Genomic DNA, 25497 nt, shown 5'->3' on the forward strand with positions numbered 1-25497 from the left:
CATGAGCGACACCGACATCGTGCTGGACGTGCAGGGTCTCACCGTCGACATCGCCACGCCGCGCGGCCCGCTGCACGCGGTGCGCGACGTGTCCTTCCAGGTCCGGCGCGGCGAAACGCTGTGCCTGGTGGGGGAATCAGGCTGCGGCAAGTCCATGACCTCCCTGGCCATCATGGGTCTCTTGCCCAAGGCCGCCCGGCGCAGCACGCGGCGGCTGGCGGTGCTGGGCGAAGACCTGTCCGCCGCGCGCGGCGGGCGCATCAACGCGCTGCGCGGCAGCAAGATGGCCATGATCTTCCAGGAGCCGATGACGGCGCTGAACCCCGCCTACGCCATCGGCGAACAGCTGACCGAGCACTACATCCACCATTGCAAGGCCGGCGCGCGGCAGGCCCGCGACCGCGCGGTGGAGCTGCTGGAGAAAGTCGGCATCGCGTCGGCCGGGCAACGGCTATCCCAGTATCCGCACCAGCTCTCCGGCGGCCTGCGTCAGCGCGTGATGATCGCCATGGCGCTGATGTGCGGCCCGGAGCTGCTGATCGCCGACGAGCCCAGCACCGCGCTGGACGTGACCATCCAGGCGCAGATCCTGCGTCTGCTGGCCGACCTGCAGGCCGAGCTGGGCATCGCCATGGTGCTGATCACCCACGACCTGGGCGTGGTCGCGCGCATCGCGCGCCAGGTCGCGGTGATGTACGCGGGCCAGATCGTGGAAGAAGGACCCGTGGCGGAACTGTTCGCTTCGCCGCGCCATCCCTACACCCAGGGGCTCCTGGGCTGTATCCCCGTGCCCGGGCGCACGCCGCCCGGCGAGGCGCTGGGCACCATCCCGGGCGTCGTGCCCGCGCTGGTGGGCGAACTGCAGGGCTGCGCCTTTCGCGACCGCTGCCCGCACGCCCAGCCGCAATGCCGCCATGAGGTACCCGTACACGGCGCCGCATCCGGCCAGCAATGGCGCTGCATCCTCGAATCCGAAGGAGTCCCGGCATGAGCCCATTGCTACAAGCCGAGGCTGTCAGCAGGCAGTTCTCGATCCGATCCGGCATGTTCCGGCCGCGCAGCACGCTGCACGCCGTCAACGGCGTGGACCTGGCGGTGGAGCGCGGCGCGGTGCTGGGCATCGTGGGCGAATCCGGCTGCGGCAAATCCACGCTTGCCCGCATGCTGCTGGGACTGACGCCGCCCACCGAGGGGGCGATCCGGCTCGACGGCCAGGACATCCGCAACCTGGGCCGGCGTGCGCTCGCCCGCCGCGTCCAGCCCATCTTCCAGGATCCATATTCGTCGCTGAATCCGCGGCGCTCCATCGCCTCCATCGTCTCGCTGCCGCTGGAAGTGCACGGCATTCCCAATCCGAAGCAGCACAAGGCCATCGAGATGCTGGAGCGCGTGGGCCTGCCGCCCCGGCTGGCCCACAACACGCCAGGCCAGCTGTCCGGCGGCCAGCGCCAGCGCGTGGCGATTGCGCGAGCGCTGGTGATGCATCCCGAGATCGTCATCTGCGATGAGCCGACCTCGGCGCTGGACGTGTCGGTGCAGGCGCAGATCATGAACCTGCTGATGGACCTGCGGCGCGAATTCAACCTGACCTACGTCTTTATCAGTCACAACCTGGCGGTGGTGGAGCACATCGCCACCCACGTGGCGGTGATGTACCTGGGCCGGGTGGTGGAATCCGCGGCCACGGCGCAACTATTCCATGATCCGCGCCATCCCTACACACAGGCGCTGCTGGCCTCGGTGCTGACGCCCGAACCCGGACTGGGCATACCCGACATGGGCCTGGGCCTGTCATTCCCGGATCCGCTGCGTCCGCCCTCGGGTTGCCCCTTCCACCCGCGCTGTCAGCAGGCCATGGCGCAATGCAAGACCGAACGCCCGGCATTGGTCCGGCGCGAGCAATCCGTGGTGGCCTGCCACCTCTATCCCCCTACCTCCAACGGAGTCCAGCCATCATGACCCGCGCACAAGCCATCGCCCAGGCGGAACAGTGTTTTGATTCCGGCGCCTTCCGCGCGCTATTGGCTCGCCGCCTGGCCCAGCCCACCGAAAGCCAGAACCCGGCGCGCGCGCCCGAACTCGCGGCCTACCTGGAAGCCGAGATCCGGCCCGCCTTCGAAGCGCTGGGCTTCACCTGCCGCACGCTGACGCACCCGAAGGCGCTCGCGCCGTTCCTGTATGCCGAGCGCATCGAGGATCCGGCCCTGCCCACCGTGCTGGGCTACGGCCATGGCGACGTCATCCGCGGCCTGGAAAAGGAATGGAAGGAAGGCCTGTCGCCCTGGGCGCTGACCGAAGCCGAGGGCCGCTGGTATGGCCGCGGCATCGCCGACAACAAAGGCCAGCACAGCATCAACATGGAAGCGCTGCGGCTGGTGCTGGAGACGCGCGGCAAGCTGGGCTTCAACGCCAAGTACCTGATCGAGATGGGCGAGGAAACCGGCTCCATGGGCCTGCGCGACCTGTGCGAGGAACACCGGGCGCTGCTGGCGGCGGACCTGCTCATCGCCTCCGACGGCCCGCGCCTGAGCGCGGAACGCCCCACCATCTTCCTGGGCGCGCGCGGCAGCCTGAACTTCGACCTGAGCATCGAGGCCCGCGCGGGCGGCCACCACTCGGGCAACTGGGGCGGCCTTATCTCAAATCCCGGCATCCAGCTGGCCCACGCCATCTCCACATTGGTTTCGCCCACCGGCCAGATCCGCATCCCCGAATGGGTGCCGCGCGAACTGCCCGCCGCGGTGCGGCGCGCCCTTGCCGATTGCCAGGTGGACGGGGGCGCCGATGGTCCCGAGATCGAACCCTGGTGGGGCGAGCCGGGGCTGTCGCCGGCAGAGCGCGTGTTCGGCTGGTGCTCGTTCGAGGTGCTGGCCTACAAGACCGGCAATCCCGACACGCCCGTCAACGCCATTCCGCCGCGCGCCTGGGCCCGCTGCCAGCTGCGCTTCGTGGTGGGCGTGGATCCGGACGACCTGGTCCCCGCCCTGCGCCGCCATCTGGACCGCCAAGGCTTCCCCATGGTCCAGATCACGCTGACGCGCGAGAACATGTTCCGCGCCACCCGCATCGACCCTGACGACGCCTGGGTGCGCTGGGCGGTGGATTCGCTGGAACGCACCTCCGGCGCCAAGACCGCCGTGCTGCCCAACCTGGGCGGCTCGCTGCCCAACGACATCTTCACCGACGTGCTGGGCCTGCGCACGATCTGGGTGCCGCACTCCTATCCAGGCTGTTCCCAGCACGCGCCGAACGAACACTTGCCGCCGGCCTTGCTGCGGCAGGCGTTGAGCCTGATGACAGGACTGTATTGGGATCTGGGCGCGGGCGGCACGCCGGCATTGGAGCGCTGAGACGCGAGGCCCGAGCATGTTCGCATGCAAAGGACCATGCACCGCCCCTAAGGCTTGCCGGACGGCCCCAGCCGCTCCCGCAGGAAATCGATGAAGCGCCGGACCTTGGCGCTGACGTGGCGGGTGTCGGGATACACGGCGTAGACCTCCAGGCGCGGCAGCGCATACGAAGGCAGCAGGCGTTGCAATGTGCCGCGCGCCAAAGGCTCTTCCAGCAGCCACTCCGGCAGCGCGGCCACGCCGCATCCGGCCTCGGCAAAAGCCAGCAGCGCCGAGGCCGTATCGGCCTGCGCCACCGGCGCCACGCGCAGCTCGTGCTCGCGCCCCTTGCTGTCCGTCAGCCGCCAACGGTCGCTGCGGCCGGGCCGGTTGGCCAGCCAGGGCAGCGCCGCCAGCGCCTGCGGCGTGCGCGGCGCGCCGTGCTGCGCCAACAGGTCCGGACTGCCCACGATCCATAGCCTGAACTGGCCGATGCGCGTGGCCCGGTAGCTGGAATCCTCCAGCGCCCCCACCCGTATGGCCAGGTCCAGCCGTTCGGCGATCAGGTCCGCATGCGCGGACCCGGCGCGGTAGCCCACCCGCAAGGCGGGATGCGCGCGCGCGAATGCCGCCAGCGCCGGCGCCACCACCCGGTTGCCGTAGTCCACCGACGCCGTCACCCGCAGGCTGCCCGACAGCGCCGTCTGGCCGGAACGCGCCTCGTCCACCGCGGCCTCGGCTTCGCGCAGCAGCCGCGCGCAGTGGCCGTAAAAGCCTTCCCCCGCCTCGGTCAGCGCCAGCCGCCGAGTGCTGCGCGTGAGCAGCGCCACGCCCAGCTCCTGTTCCAACTGCTTGATGTTGAAGCTGACCACCGCCTTGGTCGTGCCCAGCGCATCGGCCGCCGCGGTAAAAGAGCCGGCCTCGGCCACCGCCGCATACATCGCCAGACGATTCAGATTGATCATGGAAGGCCTGGATTAATTGTCAAAAAAACACGAACAGTATATCCATCGATAGGTCGTTTTTCGGGAACAACCTGGCTCCTAGAATGGCGCTCCCTTTCCAGGAATCCCACCCATGTCCGACCTTTCATCCCATTGCCTGCGCCTGGCTGTCGACGTCCATTCCCGTATCGAAGGCTGGATAGGCTCGCCCGATGCCCCGGATACACAGCTGACCGCCCTGCTCAAGGATTTTGCGCCCGGCTTCAGCATGATCGCCGCCGACGGTCAGCGTCTGCCCGCGGAGGCTTTGCCGGCCTTGTTCGGCATATTGCGCGGCGCCCGCCCCGGCTTGAAGATCGACATCGACGAGCTGGCCGTGCTGCACGCCGGCGCGGATTCGGTCTTGCTGAGCTACCGTGAACGCCACGCCTGGAGCGCGGGCGCGACCCAGCGCCGGGCGACAGCGCTGTTTGCCGTCCAGCCCGACGGCCAGCCGCAATGGATGTATCTGCAAGAAACCTGGGCTTGAGCGCCGGACCGCGCGAATGCAATTCAGGCCCGGATTCGGATCCGGATTCCGGCCAAAAAAAAGCCTCCGGCTAGGAGGCTTGTCGGAGCGGTTTTCGTATCCCGTCCAGCAACAGGCTGGTGACGACTTCCGCCAGGGCTTGCTGCCTGGCCGCATCCGGCTCCTGCCGCGTGAACCGTTCGATGATGCCCATCATGGATTGGGCGTACCAGTCGGCCGGAATGTCCTCGCGGAGCAGTCCCACCTTTTGCTCGGCCCTCACGTTGTCGGCGATCATCGCGGCCAGCTCGTTCTTGAGCGCCTCGGCCTCGGCGGCCTGGAAGAAGCCGATGCGCGTCAGGTTCGGATCCTCTTGCAGAATGGCGAGCAGGCCGCTCACGCCCAGGCGGACGCGACTGTCCAATCCGGCGTCTTGCAGGCCGTCCGGCATGCGCGCCTGGCCGATGGCCTGGCGCAAGCGCTGCGCGAACAGGCCCACCAGTTCATCGTAGGCTGCCTGTTTGCCGGCGAAGTATTGATAGAAGACAGGTTGGGTCACGCCGGCCCGGGCGACGATGTCGCTGATCCGGGTATGCTGGAATCCGCGTTCCGCGAATTCCGCTGCCGCGACCTCCAGAAGTTGAGCCCGTGTGCGTTCACCCTTGGTGAGACGCTTGTCTTGCGGTAAAGAAGAAGGTCGTGCCGTAATCATCGCGAGAAAATACTACCCTTCCGCGCTTTTAGCCACTGGTTTTACCCACGGTTCCCACAACGGATACAACCATTGCAATGTCCTTCCCAAAGTGCTTGCCGACCATTGCCCCCCTGGCGCTCGCCAGCCTGCTATCGGGCTGCGTGCCCTACCCCGTGTACAAGACCATGCAGCCTGACGCCCGCGCCACTGTGCTGGACGAAAATTCCCAGCCCCTGGCCGATGCGCGGGTGGTGTTGATCAGCAGCACGTTTCCCTATGGGCGGGAACAATTCCGCAATGAAACCCGCAGCGCGTCCGACGGCAGCGCCGCGTTCGGGGCCCTGAAGGAATGGCGCGCCGAATCGATGATGATCCACGGGGCGCAGGTGTACTTCTGGAACTGGTGCGTGGAGAAAACGGGCTACGAAACCTACATGACGCTGGACCGCGACGCCGCGTATTTCAACGATAAGCCGCAGATCACGTTGCGCCCCGGCGAGTCGCGTTCCTGCAACAACTGGCCCGACCGCCGGGACCCGTCCGCCTCCCGCTGAAATCAGTTGAAATCTCCGTAGCGCTTGAGACACGTTATGGGAGAGGCCAGGCGGTAAAGTGGCAATATCGGTCCGGGTCCCGCGTCACGCTGGGCCCCGGGGCGGATCAGGAGCAAGATCATGAAGCGGTTTTCTGGCCGTATGGCCATCGTCGCGGCGCTGGCGTTGGCCGTGGCAAGTGCGCCTGCCATGGCTGGCGGGCGTGGCGGCGGTTATTGGGGCGGCGGCCACGGCGGCGGATACCACGGTGGCGGATACCACGGCGGGTACCACAATTACCATGGCGGCAGCAGCAGTTCCGACGGTTGGTGGATAGGCGGCGCCTTCGCGCTGGCCACCATAGGCCTGCTGTTGGCGGCTGATTCCGGGCCCTCCTACACCCAGGCGGGCGTCTATTCGTCGGGCGTGGGCTACACCAGCCCGCCGGTCTACGCGGCCCCCGTCTACAACGCGCCAGTGTACGAGGCGCAGCCCGTGTACAGCGCGCCCCAGCCTCAGTACGAGCCGGTGCAATACGAGTCCACCGCGCCCGTCAACAGCGCCCAGGCCAGCGCCACCGTGGACTGCCAGCGCTGGGCCATGAACCAGAGCGGCTACGACCCGGCCACCATCACGCAATGGACCACCCAGGTCATGGTGGACTCCTACAACCGGGCGCTGGATTCCTGCATGACCAGCCGCGGCTACCGCGCGCACTGAAGCGCCATTCCGGGTATTCCCGCTTGCCCTGCCGCGCCGGCCTGCACACACTGCATGCCGGCGCGCCTCTTTGCAGGGCCGTTGCCGCGTCCCGACGGACAGGCCGTCGGGCATAGACAAGGGGAAAGCATGTTGAATTTCAAGCGGATCGCCGGGCTGTGCGCAATCAGCGCAGCCTGCGCGTTCTCTGCCGCCGCGCAAGCGCAAGCCGACGCCAAGGCCATGACCATCGTCGTGCCCTATGGTGCGGGCGGCATCGTCGACAACACGGCGCGCGCGTTCGCGCAGAAACTGGCGGCGGAACTGGGCCGGCCCGTGGTGGTCGAGAACCGCGGCGGCGCGGGCGGCATGATTGGCATGAACACGGTGGCGCGGGCTCACGACGAGAACACCCTGGCCTTTACCGCCGTCAGCCCCGTCACGCTATCGCCGCATGTGATGAAGACGCTGTACGACCCCTTGAAGGATCTGGCGCCGGTGGCCTCCGTGATGTATTCGCCGGTGCATCTGGTGGGCGGCCCGAAGTTCACGGGCAAAACCTTCCAGGACATGCTGGCCCAGGCCAAGGCCGATCCCGGCGGCCTGTCGCTGGCGACGGCCGGCGTGGGGTCGCTGGGGCATTTGATGCTGGAGCAGATCAATGGCCAGGCGGACGTGCGCATCACCCACGTGCCGTACAAGGGCATGGCGCAGATGGTGCCCGATGCCCTCGGAGGACAATTTACGCTGATGCTGGTGAATGCCTCCGGTCCGGTCAATGCGCTGATCGACGAAGGCAAGCTCACGCTGCTGGCGGTGGGTTCCCCCGCCCGCCTGCCCGGACGGCCCGGCACGCCCACGCTGGCCGAACTGGGCTATCCCATGGCCAACATGACATCCACTTTCGGGTTTTTCGCTCCCGCCAGCACCAGTCCGGATTTCCGCCAGCGCATGAACGGCCTCATCAACCGCATCGCCGCCATGCCGGACATCAGCAAACCGCTGACGGACGCGCTGAACATCATGTCGCCCGGGACGGTGGAGCAGTTCACGGCCCAGGTGCAGAAGGAATACGCCGATAACGGCCGGATCGTGAAGCAGGCCGACATCCGCAGCGAATGACCGCGTGAGGCAGTAAGCGGCTGGCGGCTCAGCGGCGCCAGCCGCGCCAGCCGCAGAGCAGGCCGACGGCCAGCATGACGCTGGCGGGCAGGATCCAGACGAATCCTGAATCCGTGTAGACCACCTGGTCGACCGGATCGTAGTAACGGCCCAGCTCGTTGAAGTCCCACTTCAGGTATTGCGCGTACCAGGCGTAGAAAAAGAAGCCGGACAGGGCCAGGCAGAGGCCGGCGGCCAGGCGCAGGAGGCCCTTGCTGCGGCCGGTGCGCACTGCGGACTTCCATGCCAGGACCGCGCAACCGGCCACTCCCAGCAGCACCAGCAGGTCGCCCACATCAACGCCCATCGGCCGCCTCCAGGCCGGCCAGACAGGCCTGGGCCTCATCCCACTGTTTCTCGCTGAGGACGCGCAGGCCGGCCCGGGCCAGCAGTTCGGCCGTCACGCCCACGCCGGGCTGTTTGCGGCCGGCGAAATGGCCGTCGTACACGTAGCCGCTGCCACAGGAAGGGCTACCCTCCTTCAGCACTGCGATGCCGATGCCGTGCTTGCGCGCGGCTTCCAGCGCTGCTTGCGCGCCATGCACGAAGGGCGCGGTGACATCCTCGCCCGACACCGCCATGACGCGAGCGCGGCCGGCCAGCACGGCGGCGGCGTCCGAGTCCGGCTCGATCTCGGCGGGCGGACGCGGAACCGGCATGCCGCCCGCCATTTCCGGACAGACCGCCACCACCCGGCCTTCGTCCCGCCAGCGCGTCAGCACGGCGTGGTCATGGGAGGCGCCGCGTCCGTCGTAGCGTACGGGGTTGCCCAGCAGACAGGAACTGACCAGAACGTATTGCATGCGTAATCCGAGGCGATGGACCGCAACACGGCGCGCGGCCCTTATTCAAAGCATGCATGATAGAGCACCGGGCTTGGCGCGCGGACGCCTGTGTGGCCAGGGCTCAGCTTGCGGCCGCGCCCATTTCGCGCATCCAGGCGCGCAGCGCGGGATCCCGTACCTGCAGCACGTCGAACAGCCCCAGCGCATTGAGCGCCGGCAAGGCATCCTGGATGTCCCTACGCGCATCGGCCACGGCCTGGGCCGGCGCCTGTGGGTCGAGGCAGACGCGGGCGTTGGCGAGAAACGCCCCCACCGTACCCTTGCGCACCGCCACGCCGTTGAACTCCCCCAGATCCCTGCCGTCGGGCAGGATATCGCTTGCTTTCATGTTGTGCTCCTGTAGCTGCTCAAGACAGGAGTTACGATAGACGGGCCCGCGTGGCAAGTCTGCGCGGTTCTGGCCATTCAATACGGTATTTCTGCCAATGGCACTGCCTGCTCTCACCCCTCCCTTGCTCGATCCTGGACGCGCCCGCGACCGCGGCGGTCCCAGGCTGATCGCCGTACGCAGCCAGGATGGCGCGCTACGCCATACCGCCATGCATCAGCATGCGCGGGGGCAGCTATTGGGCGCCTATCAAGGCTTGCTGACGGTCTATGCGGGAGACCATCAATGGGTGGTGGCATCCCGCCAGACGGTGTGGATACCCCCCGACGTACCGCACGGACTGTACTCGCATGGTCCGTATGCCGGCTATAGCGCGTACTTGAGCCCGGCGGCTTGCGCGGGGCTGCCTGCCGGTCCTTGCGTGCTGCACGCCTCCGATCTGCTGCTGGCCGCCGTGGGCCGCGCCGCGTCCTGGAGCGACGACGCAATCGACCCGGCGCGCAGCCGCCTGATCGAGGTGATCCGGGATGAAATCAGAACCCTGCCGCATGCCGGCCAGCCCCTGCTCCTGCCGCGAGACGCGCGTCTGCAGCGGCTGGCGCTGGCGCTGTCGAACCAGCTCTCGGACACCCGGACGCAAGAAGAATGGGCCGCCGCCATCGGCATGTCGCCGCGCACGCTGGCGCGCCGCTACCTGGCGGAAACCGGCCTGACCCTGGGCGCCTGGCGGCAGCGCGCCCGCCTGATGCGGGCGCAGGAAATGCTGGCCGAAGGCGCGGCCGTGACCACAGTGGCCTTGGAGCTGGGCTATGACAACGTCAGCGCCTTCATTGCCATGTTCAAGCGCGAGCTGGGCGCCACGCCGGGCCGCTACGGCGGCCCGGGCGGTTGAGCGCTGTCAGCCCTGAAGCCGGGGCTTCAGGATTCCCCGGCCGTCTTGCTGGCCCGGCGCGCGCGGGGAGCCGCCTTGCTGGCGGTCTTGGCGGCGCTCTTGCGGGCAGGCTTGGCGGGCGCTTCGGATGCCGCCGCAGCCGCTGGCTCGGCCGGCGCCACGGGTGCGGTCTTGGCGGCGGTCTTCTTGGCAGCGGGACGGCTGCGGGTCGCGGCCCGTTTCGATGCGGGCTTGTCGGCTGCGGGCTCTGCAGCCGCATGCGTGTCCGCCACGGGCTGGACGGCCTTGGCCTCGTCCCTTGCGGCAATCCTGGCCATGCCGCCCTCGAACGGGTCGGACATCTTGGCAGGCGTTTTGCTCGCGGGCTGGCTGCGGCTTTCCGCGGCAGGTTGGGCAAAGGTCCATTCAGCGATGTTCACCGCCGGCAACGGCTGGCGCGCTTGCGGCAGGGGCTTGGGCATGGGCGGCAGACGCGAGGGTTGGACCGGTTTCGATTCCTGCGCTCGAGCCAGGGCGTCGGCCCGCATGGCGTCCAGCTTGGCGGCATCCGCTTGTTCGTCGGCCTGCCTGGCGGCATCGACCTGCGCGGTCGCCGGCGCTATGGCGGCGGATTGCGCGGCTGCCTCAGTCGGGGCCGGCGCCTTGGTTGCGGGTTGGACGGAAGACGCCGCGGACGAAGCTTCGGACGGCGCGGCAGCGCTCTCGCCAGCGGTTTCCTGCTCGGCAGTCTGGTTGGCTCCCCTGCCCTCGCCGCCCGACTTGCGCCCGCCACGCGATTTGCGGCCGGAGCGGGAACGGGATTCTTCCTGAGCCGCGCCGGCGGACGCGTCGCCGGTCTCGGCCGCTGCCGGTTGACGGGCCGAGGCTGAACGGGATCCGCCATCGGCTGCGGCGCGATTCGCGGCTGCAGCCCCGTCCGCGCTGTCGCGGTATACGTAGGTGCCGGCGTTTTCCTCGCGCCCGACTTCCAGCAGGCCGCGCGACTGCGCCTCGTCCAGCAGGTTGCCGAAGGCGCGGAAGCCGTAGTAGGACTCGTTGAAATCCGGCCGGCGGCGCTTGAGCGCATCCTTCAGGGCGGACGCCCAGATCTTGCCGCTGTCGCCGCGTTCGGCCATGAGGGCTTCGAAGGTCTCGGCAACCATTTCCACGGCCTGGGTCTTGCGGGCCTCGAGTTCTTCCTTGCGGCGGCGTTCCTCGTCGGGCGTGCGGCGCTGCTGGCCCGCGGCGGCGCCGCCACGGTTGTCGCGGCGCGCGTCGGCTGCGCGCTGGCCTTCGCGGGCCAGGTCGTCATAGAAGATGAATTCATCGCAGTTGGCGATGAGCAGGTCCGAGGTGGACTGCTTCACGCCCACGCCAATCACTTTCTTGTTGTTCTCGCGCAGCTTGGACACCAGGGGCGAAAAATCGGAATCGCCGCTGATGATCACGAAGGTATTGACGTGGGACTTGGTGTAGCAAAAGTCCAGCGCGTCCACGACCAGCCGGATGTCGGCGGAATTCTTGCCGGACTGGCGCACGTGGGGGATCTCGATCAGTTCGAAATTGGCCTCGTGCATGGGGGCCTTGAATTCCTTGTACCGCTCCCAGTCGCAATAGGCCTTCTTGACCACGATGCTGCCCTTGAGCAGCAGCCGTTCCAGCACCGGCCGGATGTCGAACTTCTGGTACTTGGTGTCGCGTACGCCCAGCGCCACGTTCTCGAAATCACAGAAAAGCGCCATGCTGACGTTTTCGTTGGGGGTATTCATGTTTTTGCTCCAATGCTGCCGCGGCGCCGGGCGAGACGCCGCCAGATGACGCTCATGATATACATATCTGCCGCCGGTACGCGGCGCCCGCCCCCAGCAGCCATGCCTGAAGCTCCTTTGTTCCCGCCTCTTGCCACCGACCGGCTGATCCTGCAGCCCTTGGAAATCGGCGACGCCGAAGCGATCCAGCGCCTGTTCCCGCAGTGGGAAGTGGTGCGCTACCTGGTCGACCAGGTGCCATGGCCCTACCCGCCCGACGGGGCGCGCAGCTATCTGGAACAAGTGGCGATCCCTGCGATGCGGCGCGGCAAGGAGTGGCACTGGTCCATCCGCACCCGTCAGGCGCCCGCCAGCCTGATAGGCATCGTCAGCCTGATGGACGACGATTCCTGGAACAACCGCGGTTTCTGGCTGGACCCCGCCCATCACGGCCGGGGCTACATGACCGAGGCCAGCGAAGCCGCCACCGCATACTGGTTCGAGGTCCTGGGCAAGCCTTTGCTGCGGGCGCCCAAGGCCGCCACCAACACCGCCTCGCGCCGGATTTCGGAGCGAAGCGGCATGCGCCTGGTCGCCACCGAGGAGCGCGGCTACGTCAGCGGACGGCTGCCCACGGAAATCTGGGAGATCACGCGCGAGGAATGGTTCGCCCGGCAGGATCGCCAGGGCCGATAGGGCCGACGCGAGGATCGACGAGGAGCCGATGCGGGACTCGTGGCTTGCCGGCATATGCACCGACCGATCCTGCGTCTTATCCGACCCTTTTATTTCCAGACCGACCTGCGCCCCGCCGACCGCTTCAAGCCGCCGCTTACCGCCCTTTTCGCCCCGTTTTCCGGCCGATTGACTCAGACCTGCCCTGGCTAGAATTCCCCGAAATCCGGCATTCCGCGTACGGGGATGCCTATGTTTATCGGGCAAGATCCATGAATCCGTCTACCGTCATCGGCGCCGCCGTCGGCCTGCTTACCCTGGTTATCGTCGTGGCCCTGGCCGCCACCGACCCCGGCATGTACATCAACCTGCCGGGACTGGCCATCGTGCTGGGCGGCACCGCGGCCGCCGTGTTCATCGCCTACCCGCTGTCGGAAGTGCTGCGCGTCTTCAAGCTGGTGCGCACCGTCTTTCGCAACGACCAGCACGACCAGCAGCGGGACATCGAGGAACTGGTGTCCATGGCCCAGCTGTGGATGAACACCGACGTCCGCAAGGTCGAGCAGGAACTCAAGAAGGTCAGCAACCCCTTCCTGCGCACCGGCGTGCAGCTGATCATCGACAACACGCCCGAAGACCAGATCATCGAATTGCTGCAATGGCGCGTGGCGCGCCTGCGCGCGCGTGAACAGGCCGAGGCCCAGATGTTCCGCGTCATGGCCACCTTTGCCCCGGCCTTCGGCATGCTGGGCACGCTGGTGGGCCTGATCAACCTGATGTCGGTGCTGGGCGACGGCAGCATGCAGATGATCGGCCAGCAGCTGGCCATCGGCCTGATGACCACCTTCTACGGCATCCTGCTGGCCAATCTGGTCTGCAAGCCCATCGCGCTCAAGCTGGAACGCCGTACCGCAAGGCGCGTCGAATCCATGAACATGGTGCTGCAGGGCATCGCCATGATGTGCGAGAAGCGCGGCCCCGCGGTGGTGCGCGAAACGCTGAATTCCTTCGTCATGCACGTCGAAGACGAAATCTACGACGGCGGCGCGGACGCCAAGCCCCAGGCCGCGCAAGCCAAGGCGGAAGGTCAGATCAAACACGCGGCCAAACCTGGCGCGGCCCAGCCCGTCTCCATCGCCCGTCCTGCCGCCGCGCGCCAATGAGCCTGATTTCTCCCACCCTGGCGCAGCGGATCGAGCAGGCCCGCCAGGCCCAGCTACGCGCCGAGAAAGCGGCGGCCAATAGCGGCTGGCGTCCCAGCAAGGGCGACCGCAAGGACCGCTATGCCCGCTGGCACGTCGAGGAAACCGTCGAACAGGACTCCGAGAACTGGCTGCTCAGCTACCTGGACCTGATCACCCTGCTGCTGGCCATGCTGGTCGTGCTGCTGGCGCTCACGCGGCTGCACGGCGGCGCATTCGGCCAATCGGAACAACCCGTGGAGCTGGTCGGCACGCTGGCCGCCAGCGGCCTGCCGGCCTACGACGGCGAATACTCCGAATTCGACGCGGTCCAGATTCCGGCAAGCTGGGCGCAGGCCGAAGCCCCGGCGGTCGCCGTGGCCGCAGCCACGGCCCAGCCTGCCCAGGAAGGCGAGGTCGTCGCCGACGCCGCCCCGCCGCTGCGCGCTCCCTCCAAGGAATCGCTGGGCCTGGCCGACCTGGGCAAATCGGTGGACGTGATCATCAACGAGCAGTCGGTGAGCTTTCGCATCAGCAATGAACTGCTGTTCCCGTCCGGCCAGGCCACCCTCAGCCCCACCGGCCTAGACGTGATCAAGCGCCTGGCCGCCATCCTCAACAAGAACGAATACCAGGTCTCGGTCGAGGGCCACAGCGACCCCGTGCCCATCCAGACCCGACAATTCGCGTCCAACTGGGAACTGTCCAGCAGCCGCGCCACCAGCGTGCTGCGCGAGCTGGTCCGCGACGGCGTATCGGCCCAGCGCCTGCGCGCCGTCGGCTACGCCGAGACCCGCCCCATCGAGTCCAATGACACCCCGGCAGGCCGCGCGGCCAACCGGCGCGTGGAACTGATCATGGACATCGCGCCCTCGCAGAAGACGGCGCAGGGCGCGACGCCTGGGGCCGCCGCGGCCGCCCCCGCCCCCGCCGCGAAATCCTGATCCGGGCCCAGGTCGCGCGCAGCCGCGCGGCCTGGCTCTCCGCCCGCCTCAGAGCGGCACAGGCCGGTTCCTCAGCACGTTCTTCATCACTAGCGTCGACCGCAAACGCAGCACGCTCGGCAGCGCCGACAGCACGCGGTCATAGAGCGCCTGGAACGCGGGCAGGTCCTGGGTGACGACGTGCAGCATGTAGTCCGGGTCGCCGAACAGCCGCTGGGCCTGCACCACCTCGGGAATATCGGCCAGGGCTGCCTCGAACGCCGACACCCGGTCGCTGCTGCCTTCGCGCATGGTGACGAAGACGATGGCCGAAAAATTCAACCCGACCGCGGCCAGATTGATGTTTGCGCCGTAGCCGCTGATGACGCCCGCCTCTTCCAGCGCCCGCAGCCGCCGGTGGCACGGGGACAGGCTCAGGCCAACCCGTTCCGCCAGGTCCGTGATGGAAATGCGGCCGTCTTCCTGTAGCTGCGCAAGAATTTTTCTATCCAAGTCATCCATGGGGAAGATTCTACCCACAACTATGTATTTTCAGGTAGATAGCAGGAGCACTTCCCCTTGCTTCGCCGATAACATTCCCCGCCTGAGACTCATTTGGGGTATGCAGTTGGAAACCGGCAATCTGGTGGCGTTTTGGCTTGTTTCGCTTTCTTTGGTTGTCGTCCCGGGCGCGGATTGGGCGTATGCCATATCCGCCGGCTTACGGGACAAGGCCGTCCTTCCCGCCGTCGCGGGCATGTTGACCGGCTATCTGATGATCACCATGGTGGTCGCGGCGGGCATAGGGGCGCTGGTTGCGAGCGAACCCGCCATCCTCACCGTGCTGACGCTGGTCGGCGCGGCGTATCTGCTCTGGCTGGGGGCCAACGTGCTGGCGCATCCGTCGGAGCCCATAGCGGGTGACGCGCGGGCCGCGGGCCATTGGCTGGGCTGGGCCGCAAGAGGTTTCGCCGTCAGCGGCGTGAACCCCAAGGCCATCCTGCTGTTCCTGGCCTTGCTGCCGCAGTTCACCAGCCGCGACGGCGCCTGGCCGATTTCCACGCAGATCACGGCGTTGGGAATCCTGCAGATCCTCAATTGCGCCGTCATCTACACCCTGGTGGGCCTGGGGTCGAAGGCGGTGCTGCAATCGCGCCCGGTGGCCGCGCGCAGGGTCAGCCAGTTCTCGGGCCTGGCCATGATCGTCATTGCGCTGATCCTGTTCGGCGAACAGGTCGCCGTGTTGATGGCCTGACCCAGGCGAGGCGGGCCTCAATCTCCAGGATGCCCGCCGCCCCCGCTCTCCAGGTAACTGTCCACCGCGCTGCCCACCGTTGGATGGAAGCGGTCGTCGCCAAAAACCTCGGTCAGTTCGAAGCGCTTGAGCTTGTCGCGCACGGGGTCCTTCATTTCCGCGAAATGCAGCGCCGCGCCTTGCTGGGCCAGGCTGCGGCTGAGTTCGCGCAACATGTCCGCCGACGTGACGTCCACACTGGTGACCGGCTCGGCAGCCACCACCACCCGGCGCACCGGCGTGGGCGAGGCCTCCACGGCTTCCATCAGGCGTTGCTGGAAGAGTTCAGCATTGGCGAAGAACAGCGGCGCGTCCCAGCGGAACAGCACCAGGCCGTCGATCAGTGCAGCATTCGGATAGCGTTTCAGGTCGTGGTAGCCGCGCAGGTTGGGCACGCGGCCCAGCACGGCGAAGTGCGGACGCCAGCCGTCCCACAGGAATTCGATCACGGCGATCAGCACGGCCAGGCAGATGCCGGGAATGGCGCCGAACACGGCCACGCCGGCAAAGCACGCCATCGACAGCCAGAACTCCCATTGCTGGATACGGTAGATGCGGCGCAGGTCCTTGAATTCAAAGAGGCCGATGGCCGCCGCGATCACCACCGCGGCCAGCGCGCTGTTCGGCAGATAGCGCAGCAGGTTGGGCGCTGCGACCAGCAGCCCCGCGACGGCAAGCGCGCCCACCACGCCCGTGAGCTGCGTGCGCGAACCCGCCGCCTCGGCCACCGGCGTGCGCGAAGCGCTGCTGCTGATCGGAAAGCCCTGGAAGAAGCCGGCCGCCAGGTTGGCCACGCCCAGGCCCACCATTTCCTGGTTCGGATCGACCCGCGTGTTGGTACGCGCGGCGTAGGTGCGCGACAGCACGCTGGTGTCGGCGAAGGCGATCAGCGCCACCGCGCAGCCGCCCAGCGCGATCTTGACCAGGTCCGCGTTGCTGAGCCAGGGCAAGACGAACTTGGGCAGCCCCTGCGGGATTTCGCCCAGCACTTTCACGCCCTGCGAGTCCAGGTGGAACAGGCTGACGGCCAGCGTCGCCAGGATCACCGCGATCAGGATGCCCGGCACGCGCTCGTAGCGTTTGAGCAGCAGGATCACCGCCAAAGTCGCCGCCCCTACCCCGAAGCTGTACCAGTTGGTCTGCCCCTGGTAAACGGCCTGGCCCAGCTGCACCAGTTCGCGCAGCGGGCCGGCGTCTTCGATGGAGATGGCAAACAGCTTGGGCAACTGGCTGACCAGCACCGTCAGCGCAATGCCGTTCATGTAGCCATAGCGGATCGGCTTGGACAGCAGCTCGGTGATGAAACCCAGCCGCAGCAATCCCATCACGATGCAGAACAGCCCGGCGACCAGCGCCATCAGGCTGGCCGCGGCCACCGCGCGCATCGGATCGCCTTCGGAAACGCTGAGCACCACCGCCAGGATGGGCGCTGCCAAAGCGGAGTCCGGTCCCAGCACCAGGATCCGGCTGGGGCCGAACAGCGCATAGGCCAATAGTGGAATGATGGTGGCATAAAGGCCATAAACGCCCGGGACGCCGGACGCTTCGGCATAGGCAATGCCGACCGGCACCAGCATGGTCGTCAGCACCAGGCCGGCGGCCACGTCCTTGGGCAGCCAGGCGGCCCGATACGACCTGAGCATCGCCAATCCGGGCAGCCAGCGCAGCCAGCTGCGGGCGTGGGCGTTGCCAGCCCCCTGCGTGTCGAAAGCCATAAGACCTCTTTCAAGAGAATCGTGCCGGATATCGTGCCAGACAGCAGAGCAAATTGCGCCGGTCTCGAGCAAAAGATGCTGGACGGCCAAAGGAAGACGCTAACGACCATGCTGGCGAAAAACTGCATACCCAATTCTAAGTATGACCGGCCTCTCCGCGCGTCCTAAGCTATGCCCACATTTCAACCCATTTCGCACGAACCACTTGCGCACTGCGACGAAGTACGGAAACGAGTGGGCGACTTAGGGAAAAAATCCCATTTTGCCGCAAACAGTCGTGCACACATTCGGAGAAAATTCATGGGAAACCGCCGTGTTCTTCTTCTATGCCTAATGCTCGCGCCGGCGGCCAACGTGGTGTCGCAGCCGATAGGCCCAATTCAGTCTCGTCAGGGTTGCATCGTCGATCTGGACATGCGTGGAGCGGCGCCTGCATATGTGGATTGGACTGGCGCTTGCCAAGCTGGCAAGGCGACAGGCTCGGGCGTCCTGACTCTGCAGTACGCTGAAAGTCGGAGTACGTATGAAGGGACAATGAGCAATGGAAAACGAGACGGAAACGGCCGCTATGCTTACCTCGACGGCCGCGTATACGAAGGAGGATTCCGCAACGACAGCCCAAGCGGAACAGGCGAAATAATTTATCCGAATGGAAATCGACTGCAGGGTCAGTTTGATAACGGGGTTATGCGCAGCGGCGCGTTGTATGGCCCGTCGGGGGACAAGATCAAGAACCTGGCTGCCGGGGCGAATCCGCGCGACATCTATTTGTTGGCCGCAGCGCCTCACACAAGTACTCCTGCAACTCGATACGAGCGAGTGGCACAGGCTACCTCCGCGAGCGGACGTTGTCGCAGCAACATGCAATACCTCGCGGGCAGGATACCGGTGACCGGTAACGCCCAGGTGGATAGTATCCGGTCACAGGTACTGGCGACAGATGTTATGGAGGTGATGCGGTCGGCTTCAACTCAAGGGTATTCGCCCAACGCTGCCGTCCAAGCAACACTGGATCAGGCAAGAGAGTTTGACCGAACGACAGCCGAAGCACTATCTGCCGCGGCTGCAACAGATGCGTTCGGTACAACTGACGACCAATTTCTGGACAAGTTGAAATCCGGAAAAATTTCCATAAAACAATGTGACGGCATTCGCAACAATTCCCTTTGTGCGGCCGCAATTACCAAGATCGGCGCAATTGTGAACCGCGCAGTCGCAGCGGAAATGCAATGCCATATACGCGCCAACACATGGCCCCGCTGATACGCGCGGCAATCCAATGCGGCAGGTCGCGATTCAAAGCGCGGACGATACCATTCGTGCGTTACGGATGTTTATTGATACCGCTTTTCTGCACGCTAGCTGCCGCCCAAGGACAGCCATCTCAGCCTTTACCGCAGATGCCAACCCCACCGACCATTACAGCTTGCAGAAAGTTTTCGCATGATGTTTTCGTGCAGTTGAGTGGCATATACAGACAGCAAAGTCAGTGTATGAGCCAAACTCGGGCGAATATCGGAGCGGGGCTGGAATGCAACGCGTTGACAGGGATTGTCCGGCGCACGGTAACTGCCTGGCCTCAATGTTTCGAATCCTCGGCAGAGGATCATTGCGAACTTCTTCGCTTGCGGTCCTTGGCTCAGGTTTGTATCCAGCAGGCTCAAACGTCCGCGGGAAAATCCCGACAGGCAGCGCAGACAGTAGCCAAGCTTGCCGAAGCCGAGCAACAAGGCCGATCATTGATTTCTGCCTTCCAGAATACCCGTGACGCTTTCAATGATCCTAAGGAGTTCATACAGCAGCAACTACAGGACCATTTGAACTCAGAGATCCTGTCCATCATCCGGCAGCCGTCAGGGGATTTGAATCCCGCCGGGCTTGGACCTCTACAAGAAGTTTATGACTACCTGTTCGACAAAACGCTCGCGAATGACAGCCTGCTTTCTGGCAACCCTGTAATCCATGCGATACAGGGCGAAATCGCTCAGCGAATACGACTCGCTCATGCGGCCAACATCAATCAGTTGAGACACATCGTGGAGTCAATAGAACATATCGATTCGGAACCGGGCCAATCCCGGCCAAATCCTCAACGGGCGCCGTTGATTCGCCCGACTTCGCCTGCGATTCCGGGTGACGCGGATTGTGCGTTGCTGGACAGTGAGGCCCGAATTGATTTCGTGCAGGACCACCCGGACGAGTTCGAAGCTTTGGTAAAACGCTGCGGCGCGCGGCGTTAGAATTGCTTACAGACTCATTTGCTAGCTCCAGCGGGAGCACGAGTCAAAACTCGCACGAACTCTTCCAAGTGGCCGAAATGGGTCGATCAGCGGTAATCTGGCGAACCTTATCGGCAGTCCGAACTGGAAGATCCCATGTCCTATCTGCTTTTCATCGTCGAACCGGTGGGCCAGCGCGCCCAGCGCACGCCCGAAGAGGGCCGCGAAGCCTACGCGCAGATGCTGCGCTATGCGGAAGACCTGAGTTCGCGCGGCCTGTTGGCGCGCGCGGAATCCCTGAAGTCCGAATCGGAAGCCGTGCGCCTGCGGATCCGCGACGGCGAACGTTCCCTGGTGGACGGCCCCTATGCCGAGGCCAAGGAAATGATAGGCGGCTTCTTCCTGCTGAACTGCGATACCCGGGAAGAGGCGCTGGCGCTGGCGGCCGAGTGTCCGGCCGCCCAGTGGGCCACGGTTGAGGTCCGCGAACTGGGTCCCTGCTTCATGTAGGCACGCGGCCCATGCTGGACCTGCGGCTGGCGCGCGCGCCAGCCGCAAGATTCAACAGTTTCCTTTCTTGGCCTGGCCCGGCGGACAGAAACCGCCACGGCCGCCGCCGTCATGAGGATCGACGATGACCGCGCCACTGGGGGTATAGACGGCACAGCCCGTCAGCAAGGAAGCCAGCAAGGCAAGACTGCACAGGATTTTCATATTGGTGTTCAAAGTTGTGGACGCTGCGAGTGTATGGAGGCGCGCTGCAACCAGGGCTGTGCCTTTGTAACGGTGTGCAGGATCAGGCCGGTCCGCCCGCTTTCCTGGTAGTTACCCTAGGTTCATCATTTTTCTGTCGATTCCGCGTCTTGCCGTTCGTCGTGCCAGTACAAGCCCCCCTCGGGCCTTGTAGTCAGAATCGAGGAGTCCCAGGAATGCGATACATGATCATCGTCCGCGCCACGCCGGACAGCGAAGCCGGCGTGATGCCCCAGGAAAGCCTGCTGGCCGCCATGGCGACCTATCACGAGGCGCTGGCCAAGGCCGGCGTGCTGCTGGACGCCAATGGCTTGCACCCCTCTTCCAAGGGCTGGCGGGTGCAGTACGACAAGGACCAGCGCACGGTGGTCGACGGCCCGTTCGCCGAGACCAAGGAGTTGATCGCCGGCTACACCATGATCCAGGTCCGCTCGCGCGAGGAGGCCATGCAATGGGCGCTGCGCTTTCCCCAGCCCTTCCCCGGCCAGTCCTGCGCCGTCGAAGTGCGGCAGGTCTTCGAACTGGACGAATTCGGCCCCAGCGAGGGAGTCGAACGCTACCGGCGGATATCCGGCAATGGCCAATGAGCGGCTGAACCACGCCCCCAAACCGGTGCATCTCTTTTGCAACATGGACAGCATGGTCGGGAAAGACTTCGAAGACGGGCTGGCCAACCTCAAGACCCTGGCAGAAAAGCGCCAGGACACACACTAAAAAGGAAGCGGGAACATCATGCACAACCAGATCTTCGTCAATCTCCCCATCGCTGACATGCAGAAATCGCAGGCTTTCTTCAAGAGCCTGGGCTTCAGCTTCAATCCGCAGTTCACCAACGACCAGGGCGCCTGCATGGTCGTGAGCGACAGCATCTACGTCATGCTGCTGGTGAAGGACTTTTTCCAGACCTTCACCGGCAAGCCGGTAGCCGATGCCACCAAGACCACCGAGGTGCTGATCGCGCTGTCCTGCGACAGCCGCGCCGAAGTGGACGAGCAGGTGAAGCGCGCCCTCGCCGCCGGCGGCACCGCTCCGCGCCAGCCCCAGGACCACGGTTTCATGTACGCGCATGGCTTCGAGGATCTGGACGGCCACGTCTGGGAGCTGGTGTACATGGCCCCCGGCGAAGTGCCCAGCGCATGACGCGGGAGACCGTGCATCGCGCCATCGAGGCGGTCTGGCGGATCGAAGCCGCCAGCGTCATCGCCGGCGTCGCGCGCCTGGTGCGCGACGTCGGACTGGCTGAAGAGCTGGCGCAGGATGCCTTGGTCGCCGCCCTGGAACGCTGGCCCGAAACCGGCGTGCCGGACAACCCGGGAGCGTGGCTGATGACTACCGCCAAGAATCGCGCGCGCGACCGCCTGCGGCTGGACGCGCTGCATACGCGCAAGCACGAGCAGATCGGACACGAGCTGGAAGCCCTGCAGGCCGACGTCGAGCCCGACTTCGTCGACGCGCTGGACGCCGCGCGCCAGGACGACATCGGCGACGACCTGCTGCGGCTGGTGTTCACCGCCTGCCATCCGCTGTTGTCCACCGAGGCGCGCGTGGCGCTCACCCTGCGCCTTTTGGGCGGGCTGACCACCGCCGAGATCGCGCGCGCTTTCCTGGCCTCGGAATCCACCATCGCGCAGCGCATCGTGCGCGCCAAGCGCAGCCTGTCCGCGGCCAACGTGCCGTTTGAAGTCCCCCGGGCCGAGGAGCGCGCGCCGCGCCTGGCGTCGGTACTGGAAGTGATCTACCTGATTTTCAATGAGGGCTATTCCGCGACGTCCGGTGATGACTGGATGCGTCCCGCGCTGTGCGACGAGGCGCTGCGCCTGGGCCGCATCCTGGCCCAGCTGGCGCCGGGCGAAAGCGAGGTCCACGGACTGGCGGCGCTGATGGAATTGCAAGCGTCGCGCCTGCATGCCCGCACCGACGCGCAGGGCCGTCCCGTCCTGCTGATGGAGCAGGACCGCAACCGCTGGGACCCCCTGCTGATCCGCCGCGGATTGGCGGCGCTGGCGCTGTCGGACAGTCTGGGAGCCCCGCGCGGCCCTTACGCCTTGCAGGCCGAACTGGCCGCCTGCCACGCCCGGGCGCGCACGCCCGAGGAAACCGACTGGCCGCGCATCGTGGCGCTGTACGACGCGTTGGCCCAGGCCGCGCCCTCGCCAGTCGTGGAGCTGAACCGCGCCGTCGCCGTCGGCATGGCATTCGGCGCCCAGGCCGGGCTGGACCTGGCCGACCATTTGGCACAGGAACCGGCGCTGGCCAACTACCACTGGCTACCCAGCGTGCGCGCGGACCTGCTGGCCAAGCTGGGGCGCAAGTCTGAGGCCCGCGCCGAGTTCGAACGCGCGGCCGGCATGACGCGCAATGCGCGCGAACGCGAACTGCTGCTGGCGCGGGCGCGCGACATGTCCGGTTCCTGAGCGCGCGGCCCAGGGGCGCTGCGGCGCGTGCCGGCATGTTTAAATCCAATCATGCGCCCCGCCAACCATGCCCTCTCCGACCTTGCCGCGCCCGTCATGCCGGGCGTGCCGCAGGCGTTCGAGCATCCCGGCGACCGCGCCGAGTTCCGGCAGGCGGCGCACCTGCCCGGCGTGGAGCTGTACCGCGCGCACATCGTCCGCTACGCCTTCGAGCCACATACCCACGAAGCCTACGGGCTGGGCGCGATCGAGTCCGGTGTCGAGCGCTTCCGCTACCGGGGGGCGGAGCATCTGGCGCCCTCGGGCTCGGTGGTGCTGATGAACCCCGACGAATTACATACCGGCCGCGCCGAAACCGAGGGCGGCTGGCGCTACCGCATGGTCTACCTGGACCCGGACGTGGTGGCCCGCGTCACCGGCGAAAGCGGCTGGTGGTTCGATACGGCGGTCGGCCATGACGCGGCCGGCGCGCAGCGCGTCACCGCGCTGCTGGACACCTTATGGCAGGCGCGCGAACCGCTGGCGTTCGACAGCGCCTTGTACGCGCTGCTGGGCGAGTTTCGCCGCCACGCGCGTGTGCCGCGCACGGCCACGGACACCGGCGCCCCGCGCTTTGCGCCCGTCATCGATTACCTGCGCGCCAACCTGGCGCGCCGCCTGACGCTGGACGAGCTCGCGGCCGTGGCCGGCCTCAGCCCTTTTCATTTCCTGCGCAGCTTCCAGGCGCAATACCACGCCACGCCGCAGCAGATGCTGATGGCGCTGCGGCTGTTCGAAGCCAAGCGCCGGCTGGCCGCGGGCGAATCGCCTGCCCAGGTGGCGCTGGCCTCGGGACTGACCGACCAGGCGCATCTGACCCGCGCCTTCTCGCGCCGCTACGGCGTCACGCCCGCGCGCTACCAAAAGCAAGTCCGCGCCTGAGTTCCGCACCGCAATCTGGTACAAGACGCGCCGCCCGCCCGCTGGCTAGACTGCCGCCATTCGTGACCTGGAGCGACGTCGTATGTGGGCTGGAACCCTTTATGCCCTGGCCGCCGGCCTGATGTGGGGGCTGGTGTTCGTGGGTCCCCTGCTGCTGCCGGAATACCCTGCCGCGCTGCAATCCGTGGCGCGCTACCTGGCGTTCGGCCTGATCGCCCTGCCGCTGGCCTGGCTGGATCGCCGCGGCCTGCGCCAGTTGCGGCGCGCCGACTGGATCGAGGCGCTGAAGCTCGCCGCCATCGGCAACCTGCTCTACTACCTGTGCCTGGCCAGCGCCATCCAGCGCGCGGGCGGGCCGCTGCCCACCATGATTATCGGTACGCTCCCCGTGGTCATCGCCATCAGCGCCAACCTGCGCAACGCTCGGCGCGACGGCCGGCTGCCCTGGAAGCGACTGGCGCCCGCGCTGGCGCTGATCGCGCTGGGCATCGCCTGCGTCAATCAGGTGGAATTGCAGGCCTTGCGCCAGGATGCCGACGCCGACATGTCGCGCTACGCCATCGGCGCGCTGCTGGCGCTGGGCGCAGTGGCGTGCTGGACCTGGTATCCGCTGCGTAACGCGGACTGGCTCCGCGCCCATCCCGACCGCAGCCCGCGCACCTGGGCCACGGCCCAGGGCGTGGCGACATTGCCGCTGGCGCTGGCGGGCTATCTTGTGCTGTGGGCCGGCATGGCCGCCACCGGCAGCGACTTTCCCATGCCGGCTGGTCCCAGGCCCGAGGTCTTCCTGGCCTTGATGGCCATCATCGGCCTGTTCGCGTCCTGGCTGGGCACCTTGTGCTGGAACGAAGCCAGCCAGCGCCTGCCCACCGCGCTGGCGGGGCAGTTGATCGTGTTCGAAACGCTGGCAGCGCTGGCCTATGCCTACATCCTGCGCGGGCAGATGCCCCAGCCGCTGACGCTGATCGGCATCGCCTGCCTGATGGTGGGCGTGCTGCGCGCGGTGCGGGTCAAGCCGGAGCCCTTGCCTGCCGCGGCATAGGCGCGCGCGCGTCCTAGTCCAGCAGCAACTCCGGCAAGCGCCGCAAATCGTCGATGACGTCCGATGCGCCCTCGTCCAGCAAGCGCTGGCGCTGGTCCGGCCCGTTATGCGAAGCGCCCACGTAGCCGATGGCGCGCATGCGCGCGGCGCGAGCGGCGCGCACGCCGGGCACGCTGTCTTCCACCACCACGCAATCCAGGATTGCGGCGCGCATCTGCCGGGCGGCAAAGAGAAACACGTCCGGCGCCGGCTTGCCGTGCGCCACCTGCGCGGTGCTGAACACATTGGGCGCGAACTGATCCCACAGGCCAACCAGCTTCAAGGCCGCCTCCAGCTTGGGCGGCGTGCTGCTGGAGGCCACGCAGACCTGCAGGCCGCGCTCGCGCAGCATGCGAACCGTCTCCAGCGCGCCCGGCAACGCGCGCAACTCCTGGCGGAAGATGGCTTCGAGCCCGTCCGCGTATTCGCGCGCAAATCCTTCGGGCAGGCTGCGGGCGTTTTCCTGTTGCAGGGTCTGCCACATGTCCGCATCGGGGATGCCTGCGAAGCGGCGCGCGGCGTCCTCGGGCGTGATGGCAATGCCATGCGCGGCCAGCGCCCGCGATTGGGCGCGCGCCGCGATGATTTCGCTATCGATCAGGACGCCGTCGCAGTCAAAGATGACCAGGCTGGGGGGAGGCGTGTGCATGGTGGCTCCATT

General features: G+C 66.5%; 30 protein-coding genes. 21 read left to right on the forward strand and 9 right to left on the reverse strand.

Annotated features, from left to right (window positions below; all coding sequences use genetic code 11):
- Position 1: 1 nt before the first annotated feature.
- From IB257_RS05305 to IB257_RS05315, 3 genes are read left to right on the forward strand one after another with little or no spacing between them, the layout of a single operon-like run.
- A complete protein-coding gene (locus IB257_RS05305) occupies positions 2-991 on the forward strand; it encodes an ABC transporter ATP-binding protein (protein WP_054456460.1) in 990 nt (329 codons plus the stop codon).
- On the forward strand, positions 988-1959 hold the full coding sequence (locus IB257_RS05310; RefSeq protein WP_119449426.1) for an ABC transporter ATP-binding protein: 972 nt from the start codon (positions 988-990) through the stop codon (positions 1957-1959). The genes IB257_RS05305 and IB257_RS05310 overlap by 4 nt, the downstream gene beginning before the upstream one ends.
- Entirely contained in the window at positions 1956-3350 is a 1395-nt protein-coding gene (locus IB257_RS05315; protein WP_088140897.1) for a M20 family metallopeptidase, read from the forward strand. The genes IB257_RS05310 and IB257_RS05315 overlap by 4 nt, the downstream gene beginning before the upstream one ends.
- A gap of 47 nt (positions 3351-3397) precedes the next feature.
- On the opposite strand, the gene IB257_RS05320 is transcribed toward IB257_RS05315, so the two are convergent.
- Positions 3398-4294: a LysR family transcriptional regulator gene (locus tag IB257_RS05320; protein ID WP_119449424.1), complete on the reverse strand. Its 897-nt coding sequence runs from the start codon at positions 4292-4294 to the stop codon at positions 3398-3400.
- A gap of 112 nt (positions 4295-4406) precedes the next feature.
- Here IB257_RS05320 and IB257_RS05325 point away from each other — a divergent pair, with 112 nt between their 5' ends.
- Positions 4407-4802 (forward strand): hypothetical protein, encoded by a 396-nt coding sequence (locus IB257_RS05325; RefSeq protein WP_192491961.1) that lies wholly within the window; start codon positions 4407-4409, stop codon positions 4800-4802.
- A gap of 70 nt (positions 4803-4872) precedes the next feature.
- Here IB257_RS05325 and IB257_RS05330 read toward each other — a convergent pair whose 3' ends face one another.
- Positions 4873-5493, reverse strand: coding sequence for a TetR/AcrR family transcriptional regulator (locus IB257_RS05330; protein WP_054456455.1), 621 nt, complete (start codon positions 5491-5493; stop codon positions 4873-4875).
- Positions 5494-5570: 77 nt separating this feature from the next.
- Here IB257_RS05330 and IB257_RS05335 point away from each other — a divergent pair, with 77 nt between their 5' ends.
- From IB257_RS05335 to IB257_RS05345, 3 genes are all read left to right on the forward strand, one after another.
- Entirely contained in the window at positions 5571-6029 is a 459-nt protein-coding gene (locus tag IB257_RS05335) for a hypothetical protein (RefSeq protein ID WP_054456454.1), read from the forward strand.
- A 120-nt stretch (positions 6030-6149) separates the two neighbouring features.
- Positions 6150-6728, forward strand: a complete 579-nt coding sequence (locus IB257_RS05340) for a hypothetical protein (protein WP_054456453.1) — start codon at positions 6150-6152, stop codon at positions 6726-6728.
- 129 nt (positions 6729-6857) lie between these two features.
- A complete protein-coding gene (locus IB257_RS05345) occupies positions 6858-7829 on the forward strand; it encodes a tripartite tricarboxylate transporter substrate binding protein (RefSeq protein WP_192491962.1) in 972 nt (323 codons plus the stop codon).
- Positions 7830-7857: 28 nt separating this feature from the next.
- Here the strand turns inward: IB257_RS05345 and IB257_RS05350 are convergent, their stop codons facing one another.
- The 3 genes from IB257_RS05350 to IB257_RS05360 form a co-directional block, all read right to left on the reverse strand.
- Positions 7858-8175 (reverse strand): hypothetical protein, encoded by a 318-nt coding sequence (locus tag IB257_RS05350; RefSeq protein ID WP_054456451.1) that lies wholly within the window; start codon positions 8173-8175, stop codon positions 7858-7860.
- A complete protein-coding gene (locus IB257_RS05355; RefSeq protein ID WP_192491963.1) occupies positions 8165-8671 on the reverse strand; it encodes a DUF523 domain-containing protein in 507 nt (168 codons plus the stop codon). Before IB257_RS05355 ends, IB257_RS05350 begins: the two co-directional genes overlap by 11 nt.
- 103 nt (positions 8672-8774) lie before the next feature.
- Positions 8775-9041, reverse strand: a complete 267-nt coding sequence (locus tag IB257_RS05360; RefSeq protein ID WP_192491964.1) for a hypothetical protein — start codon at positions 9039-9041, stop codon at positions 8775-8777.
- A 97-nt stretch (positions 9042-9138) separates the two neighbouring features.
- Here IB257_RS05360 and IB257_RS05365 point away from each other — a divergent pair, with 97 nt between their 5' ends.
- Entirely contained in the window at positions 9139-9933 is a 795-nt protein-coding gene (locus IB257_RS05365) for a helix-turn-helix domain-containing protein (protein WP_119449418.1), read from the forward strand.
- A 26-nt stretch (positions 9934-9959) separates the two neighbouring features.
- Here the strand turns inward: IB257_RS05365 and IB257_RS05370 are convergent, their stop codons facing one another.
- Entirely contained in the window at positions 9960-11681 is a 1722-nt protein-coding gene (locus IB257_RS05370) for an NYN domain-containing protein (RefSeq protein ID WP_192328128.1), read from the reverse strand.
- Positions 11682-11783: 102 nt separating this feature from the next.
- On the opposite strand from IB257_RS05370, the gene IB257_RS05375 reads away from it, so the two are divergent.
- From IB257_RS05375 to IB257_RS05385, 3 genes are all read left to right on the forward strand, one after another.
- Complete coding sequence (locus IB257_RS05375; protein WP_119449416.1) at positions 11784-12356, forward strand: GNAT family N-acetyltransferase; 573 nt, start codon at positions 11784-11786, stop codon at positions 12354-12356.
- Between the two features lie 251 nt (positions 12357-12607).
- On the forward strand, positions 12608-13498 hold the full coding sequence (locus IB257_RS05380; protein ID WP_192491965.1) for a motility protein A: 891 nt from the start codon (positions 12608-12610) through the stop codon (positions 13496-13498).
- Complete coding sequence (locus IB257_RS05385; protein WP_192491966.1) at positions 13495-14460, forward strand: OmpA family protein; 966 nt, start codon at positions 13495-13497, stop codon at positions 14458-14460. The genes IB257_RS05380 and IB257_RS05385 overlap by 4 nt, the downstream gene beginning before the upstream one ends.
- A gap of 48 nt (positions 14461-14508) precedes the next feature.
- On the opposite strand, the gene IB257_RS05390 is transcribed toward IB257_RS05385, so the two are convergent.
- On the reverse strand, positions 14509-14961 hold the full coding sequence (locus tag IB257_RS05390; protein ID WP_054456444.1) for an Lrp/AsnC family transcriptional regulator: 453 nt from the start codon (positions 14959-14961) through the stop codon (positions 14509-14511).
- Between the two features lie 100 nt (positions 14962-15061).
- Between IB257_RS05390 and IB257_RS05395 the strand changes: the two genes are divergently transcribed.
- The gene (locus tag IB257_RS05395; RefSeq protein WP_082401164.1) at positions 15062-15694 is read left to right on the forward strand and encodes a LysE family translocator; all 633 of its coding nucleotides are present in this window, start codon (positions 15062-15064) and stop codon (positions 15692-15694) included.
- Between the two features lie 17 nt (positions 15695-15711).
- Here IB257_RS05395 and IB257_RS05400 read toward each other — a convergent pair whose 3' ends face one another.
- Positions 15712-17448 carry a SulP family inorganic anion transporter gene (locus IB257_RS05400; RefSeq protein ID WP_175213509.1) on the reverse strand — a complete coding sequence of 579 codons (1737 nt, stop codon included), beginning with the start codon at positions 17446-17448 and terminating at the stop codon, positions 15712-15714.
- Positions 17449-17748: 300 nt separating this feature from the next.
- Between IB257_RS05400 and IB257_RS05405 the strand changes: the two genes are divergently transcribed.
- The 9 genes from IB257_RS05405 (at position 17749) to IB257_RS05445 (ending at position 24797) form a co-directional block, all read left to right on the forward strand.
- Entirely contained in the window at positions 17749-18711 is a 963-nt protein-coding gene (locus tag IB257_RS05405) for a hypothetical protein (protein WP_175213510.1), read from the forward strand.
- A 230-nt stretch (positions 18712-18941) separates the two neighbouring features.
- Positions 18942-19688: a hypothetical protein gene (locus tag IB257_RS05410; protein WP_175213511.1), complete on the forward strand. Its 747-nt coding sequence runs from the start codon at positions 18942-18944 to the stop codon at positions 19686-19688.
- Between the two features lie 135 nt (positions 19689-19823).
- Positions 19824-20177 carry a YciI family protein gene (locus IB257_RS05415; RefSeq protein WP_119449411.1) on the forward strand — a complete coding sequence of 118 codons (354 nt, stop codon included), beginning with the start codon at positions 19824-19826 and terminating at the stop codon, positions 20175-20177.
- A 419-nt stretch (positions 20178-20596) separates the two neighbouring features.
- Positions 20597-21007 (forward strand): YciI family protein, encoded by a 411-nt coding sequence (locus tag IB257_RS05420; protein WP_054456440.1) that lies wholly within the window; start codon positions 20597-20599, stop codon positions 21005-21007.
- Positions 20997-21134: a hypothetical protein gene (locus IB257_RS05425; protein WP_192492168.1), complete on the forward strand. Its 138-nt coding sequence runs from the start codon at positions 20997-20999 to the stop codon at positions 21132-21134. Before IB257_RS05420 ends, IB257_RS05425 begins: the two co-directional genes overlap by 11 nt.
- Before the next feature lie 18 nt (positions 21135-21152).
- Entirely contained in the window at positions 21153-21560 is a 408-nt protein-coding gene (locus tag IB257_RS05430; RefSeq protein WP_125471701.1) for a VOC family protein, read from the forward strand.
- Complete coding sequence (locus IB257_RS05435) at positions 21557-22834, forward strand: RNA polymerase sigma factor (RefSeq protein WP_175213512.1); 1278 nt, start codon at positions 21557-21559, stop codon at positions 22832-22834. Before IB257_RS05430 ends, IB257_RS05435 begins: the two co-directional genes overlap by 4 nt.
- Before the next feature lie 96 nt (positions 22835-22930).
- Positions 22931-23755 carry an AraC family transcriptional regulator gene (locus IB257_RS05440; RefSeq protein ID WP_175162933.1) on the forward strand — a complete coding sequence of 275 codons (825 nt, stop codon included), beginning with the start codon at positions 22931-22933 and terminating at the stop codon, positions 23753-23755.
- An 82-nt stretch (positions 23756-23837) separates the two neighbouring features.
- Positions 23838-24797, forward strand: coding sequence for a DMT family transporter (locus IB257_RS05445; protein ID WP_192491967.1), 960 nt, complete (start codon positions 23838-23840; stop codon positions 24795-24797).
- A gap of 13 nt (positions 24798-24810) precedes the next feature.
- On the opposite strand, the gene IB257_RS05450 is transcribed toward IB257_RS05445, so the two are convergent.
- Complete coding sequence (locus IB257_RS05450; protein ID WP_119449408.1) at positions 24811-25485, reverse strand: HAD family phosphatase; 675 nt, start codon at positions 25483-25485, stop codon at positions 24811-24813.
- Positions 25486-25497: the final 12 nt, after the last annotated feature.

The organism is Achromobacter sp. ACM03 (genome assembly GCF_014851665.1).
GTDB lineage: Bacteria > Pseudomonadota > Gammaproteobacteria > Burkholderiales > Burkholderiaceae_B > Achromobacter > Achromobacter aegrifaciens.

Bases quoted from the DNA above. Each gene is read 5' to 3' on its own strand.
- IB257_RS05430 (WP_125471701.1), top strand. From the start codon at position 21,153: ATGCACAACCAGATCTTCGTCAATCTCCCCATCGCTGACATGCAGAAA.
- IB257_RS05325 (WP_192491961.1), top strand. From the start codon at position 4,407: ATGTCCGACCTTTCATCCCATTGCCTGCGCCTGGCTGTCGACGTCCAT.
- IB257_RS05385 (WP_192491966.1), top strand. From the start codon at position 13,495: ATGAGCCTGATTTCTCCCACCCTGGCGCAGCGGATCGAGCAGGCCCGC.
- IB257_RS05390 (WP_054456444.1), bottom strand. From the start codon at position 14,961: ATGGATGACTTGGATAGAAAAATTCTTGCGCAGCTACAGGAAGACGGC.
- IB257_RS05405 (WP_175213510.1), top strand. From the start codon at position 17,749: ATGGGAAACCGCCGTGTTCTTCTTCTATGCCTAATGCTCGCGCCGGCG.
- IB257_RS05330 (WP_054456455.1), bottom strand. From the start codon at position 5,493: ATGATTACGGCACGACCTTCTTCTTTACCGCAAGACAAGCGTCTCACC.
- IB257_RS05315 (WP_088140897.1), top strand. From the start codon at position 1,956: ATGACCCGCGCACAAGCCATCGCCCAGGCGGAACAGTGTTTTGATTCC.
- IB257_RS05395 (WP_082401164.1), top strand. From the start codon at position 15,062: ATGCAGTTGGAAACCGGCAATCTGGTGGCGTTTTGGCTTGTTTCGCTT.
- IB257_RS05320 (WP_119449424.1), bottom strand. From the start codon at position 4,294: ATGATCAATCTGAATCGTCTGGCGATGTATGCGGCGGTGGCCGAGGCC.
- IB257_RS05425 (WP_192492168.1), top strand. From the start codon at position 20,997: ATGGCCAATGAGCGGCTGAACCACGCCCCCAAACCGGTGCATCTCTTT.
- IB257_RS05355 (WP_192491963.1), bottom strand. From the start codon at position 8,671: ATGCAATACGTTCTGGTCAGTTCCTGTCTGCTGGGCAACCCCGTACGC.
- IB257_RS05340 (WP_054456453.1), top strand. From the start codon at position 6,150: ATGAAGCGGTTTTCTGGCCGTATGGCCATCGTCGCGGCGCTGGCGTTG.
- IB257_RS05375 (WP_119449416.1), top strand. From the start codon at position 11,784: ATGCCTGAAGCTCCTTTGTTCCCGCCTCTTGCCACCGACCGGCTGATC.
- IB257_RS05415 (WP_119449411.1), top strand. From the start codon at position 19,824: ATGTCCTATCTGCTTTTCATCGTCGAACCGGTGGGCCAGCGCGCCCAG.
- IB257_RS05335 (WP_054456454.1), top strand. From the start codon at position 5,571: ATGTCCTTCCCAAAGTGCTTGCCGACCATTGCCCCCCTGGCGCTCGCC.
- IB257_RS05445 (WP_192491967.1), top strand. From the start codon at position 23,838: ATGTGGGCTGGAACCCTTTATGCCCTGGCCGCCGGCCTGATGTGGGGG.
- IB257_RS05420 (WP_054456440.1), top strand. From the start codon at position 20,597: ATGCGATACATGATCATCGTCCGCGCCACGCCGGACAGCGAAGCCGGC.
- IB257_RS05450 (WP_119449408.1), bottom strand. From the start codon at position 25,485: ATGCACACGCCTCCCCCCAGCCTGGTCATCTTTGACTGCGACGGCGTC.
- IB257_RS05370 (WP_192328128.1), bottom strand. From the start codon at position 11,681: ATGAATACCCCCAACGAAAACGTCAGCATGGCGCTTTTCTGTGATTTC.
- IB257_RS05350 (WP_054456451.1), bottom strand. From the start codon at position 8,175: ATGGGCGTTGATGTGGGCGACCTGCTGGTGCTGCTGGGAGTGGCCGGT.
- IB257_RS05345 (WP_192491962.1), top strand. From the start codon at position 6,858: ATGTTGAATTTCAAGCGGATCGCCGGGCTGTGCGCAATCAGCGCAGCC.
- IB257_RS05435 (WP_175213512.1), top strand. From the start codon at position 21,557: ATGACGCGGGAGACCGTGCATCGCGCCATCGAGGCGGTCTGGCGGATC.
- IB257_RS05365 (WP_119449418.1), top strand. From the start codon at position 9,139: ATGGCACTGCCTGCTCTCACCCCTCCCTTGCTCGATCCTGGACGCGCC.
- IB257_RS05440 (WP_175162933.1), top strand. From the start codon at position 22,931: ATGCCGGGCGTGCCGCAGGCGTTCGAGCATCCCGGCGACCGCGCCGAG.
- IB257_RS05305 (WP_054456460.1), top strand. From the start codon at position 2: ATGAGCGACACCGACATCGTGCTGGACGTGCAGGGTCTCACCGTCGAC.
- IB257_RS05410 (WP_175213511.1), top strand. From the start codon at position 18,942: ATGAGCCAAACTCGGGCGAATATCGGAGCGGGGCTGGAATGCAACGCG.
- IB257_RS05310 (WP_119449426.1), top strand. From the start codon at position 988: ATGAGCCCATTGCTACAAGCCGAGGCTGTCAGCAGGCAGTTCTCGATC.
- IB257_RS05380 (WP_192491965.1), top strand. From the start codon at position 12,608: ATGAATCCGTCTACCGTCATCGGCGCCGCCGTCGGCCTGCTTACCCTG.
- IB257_RS05360 (WP_192491964.1), bottom strand. From the start codon at position 9,041: ATGAAAGCAAGCGATATCCTGCCCGACGGCAGGGATCTGGGGGAGTTC.
- IB257_RS05400 (WP_175213509.1), bottom strand. From the start codon at position 17,448: ATGGCTTTCGACACGCAGGGGGCTGGCAACGCCCACGCCCGCAGCTGG.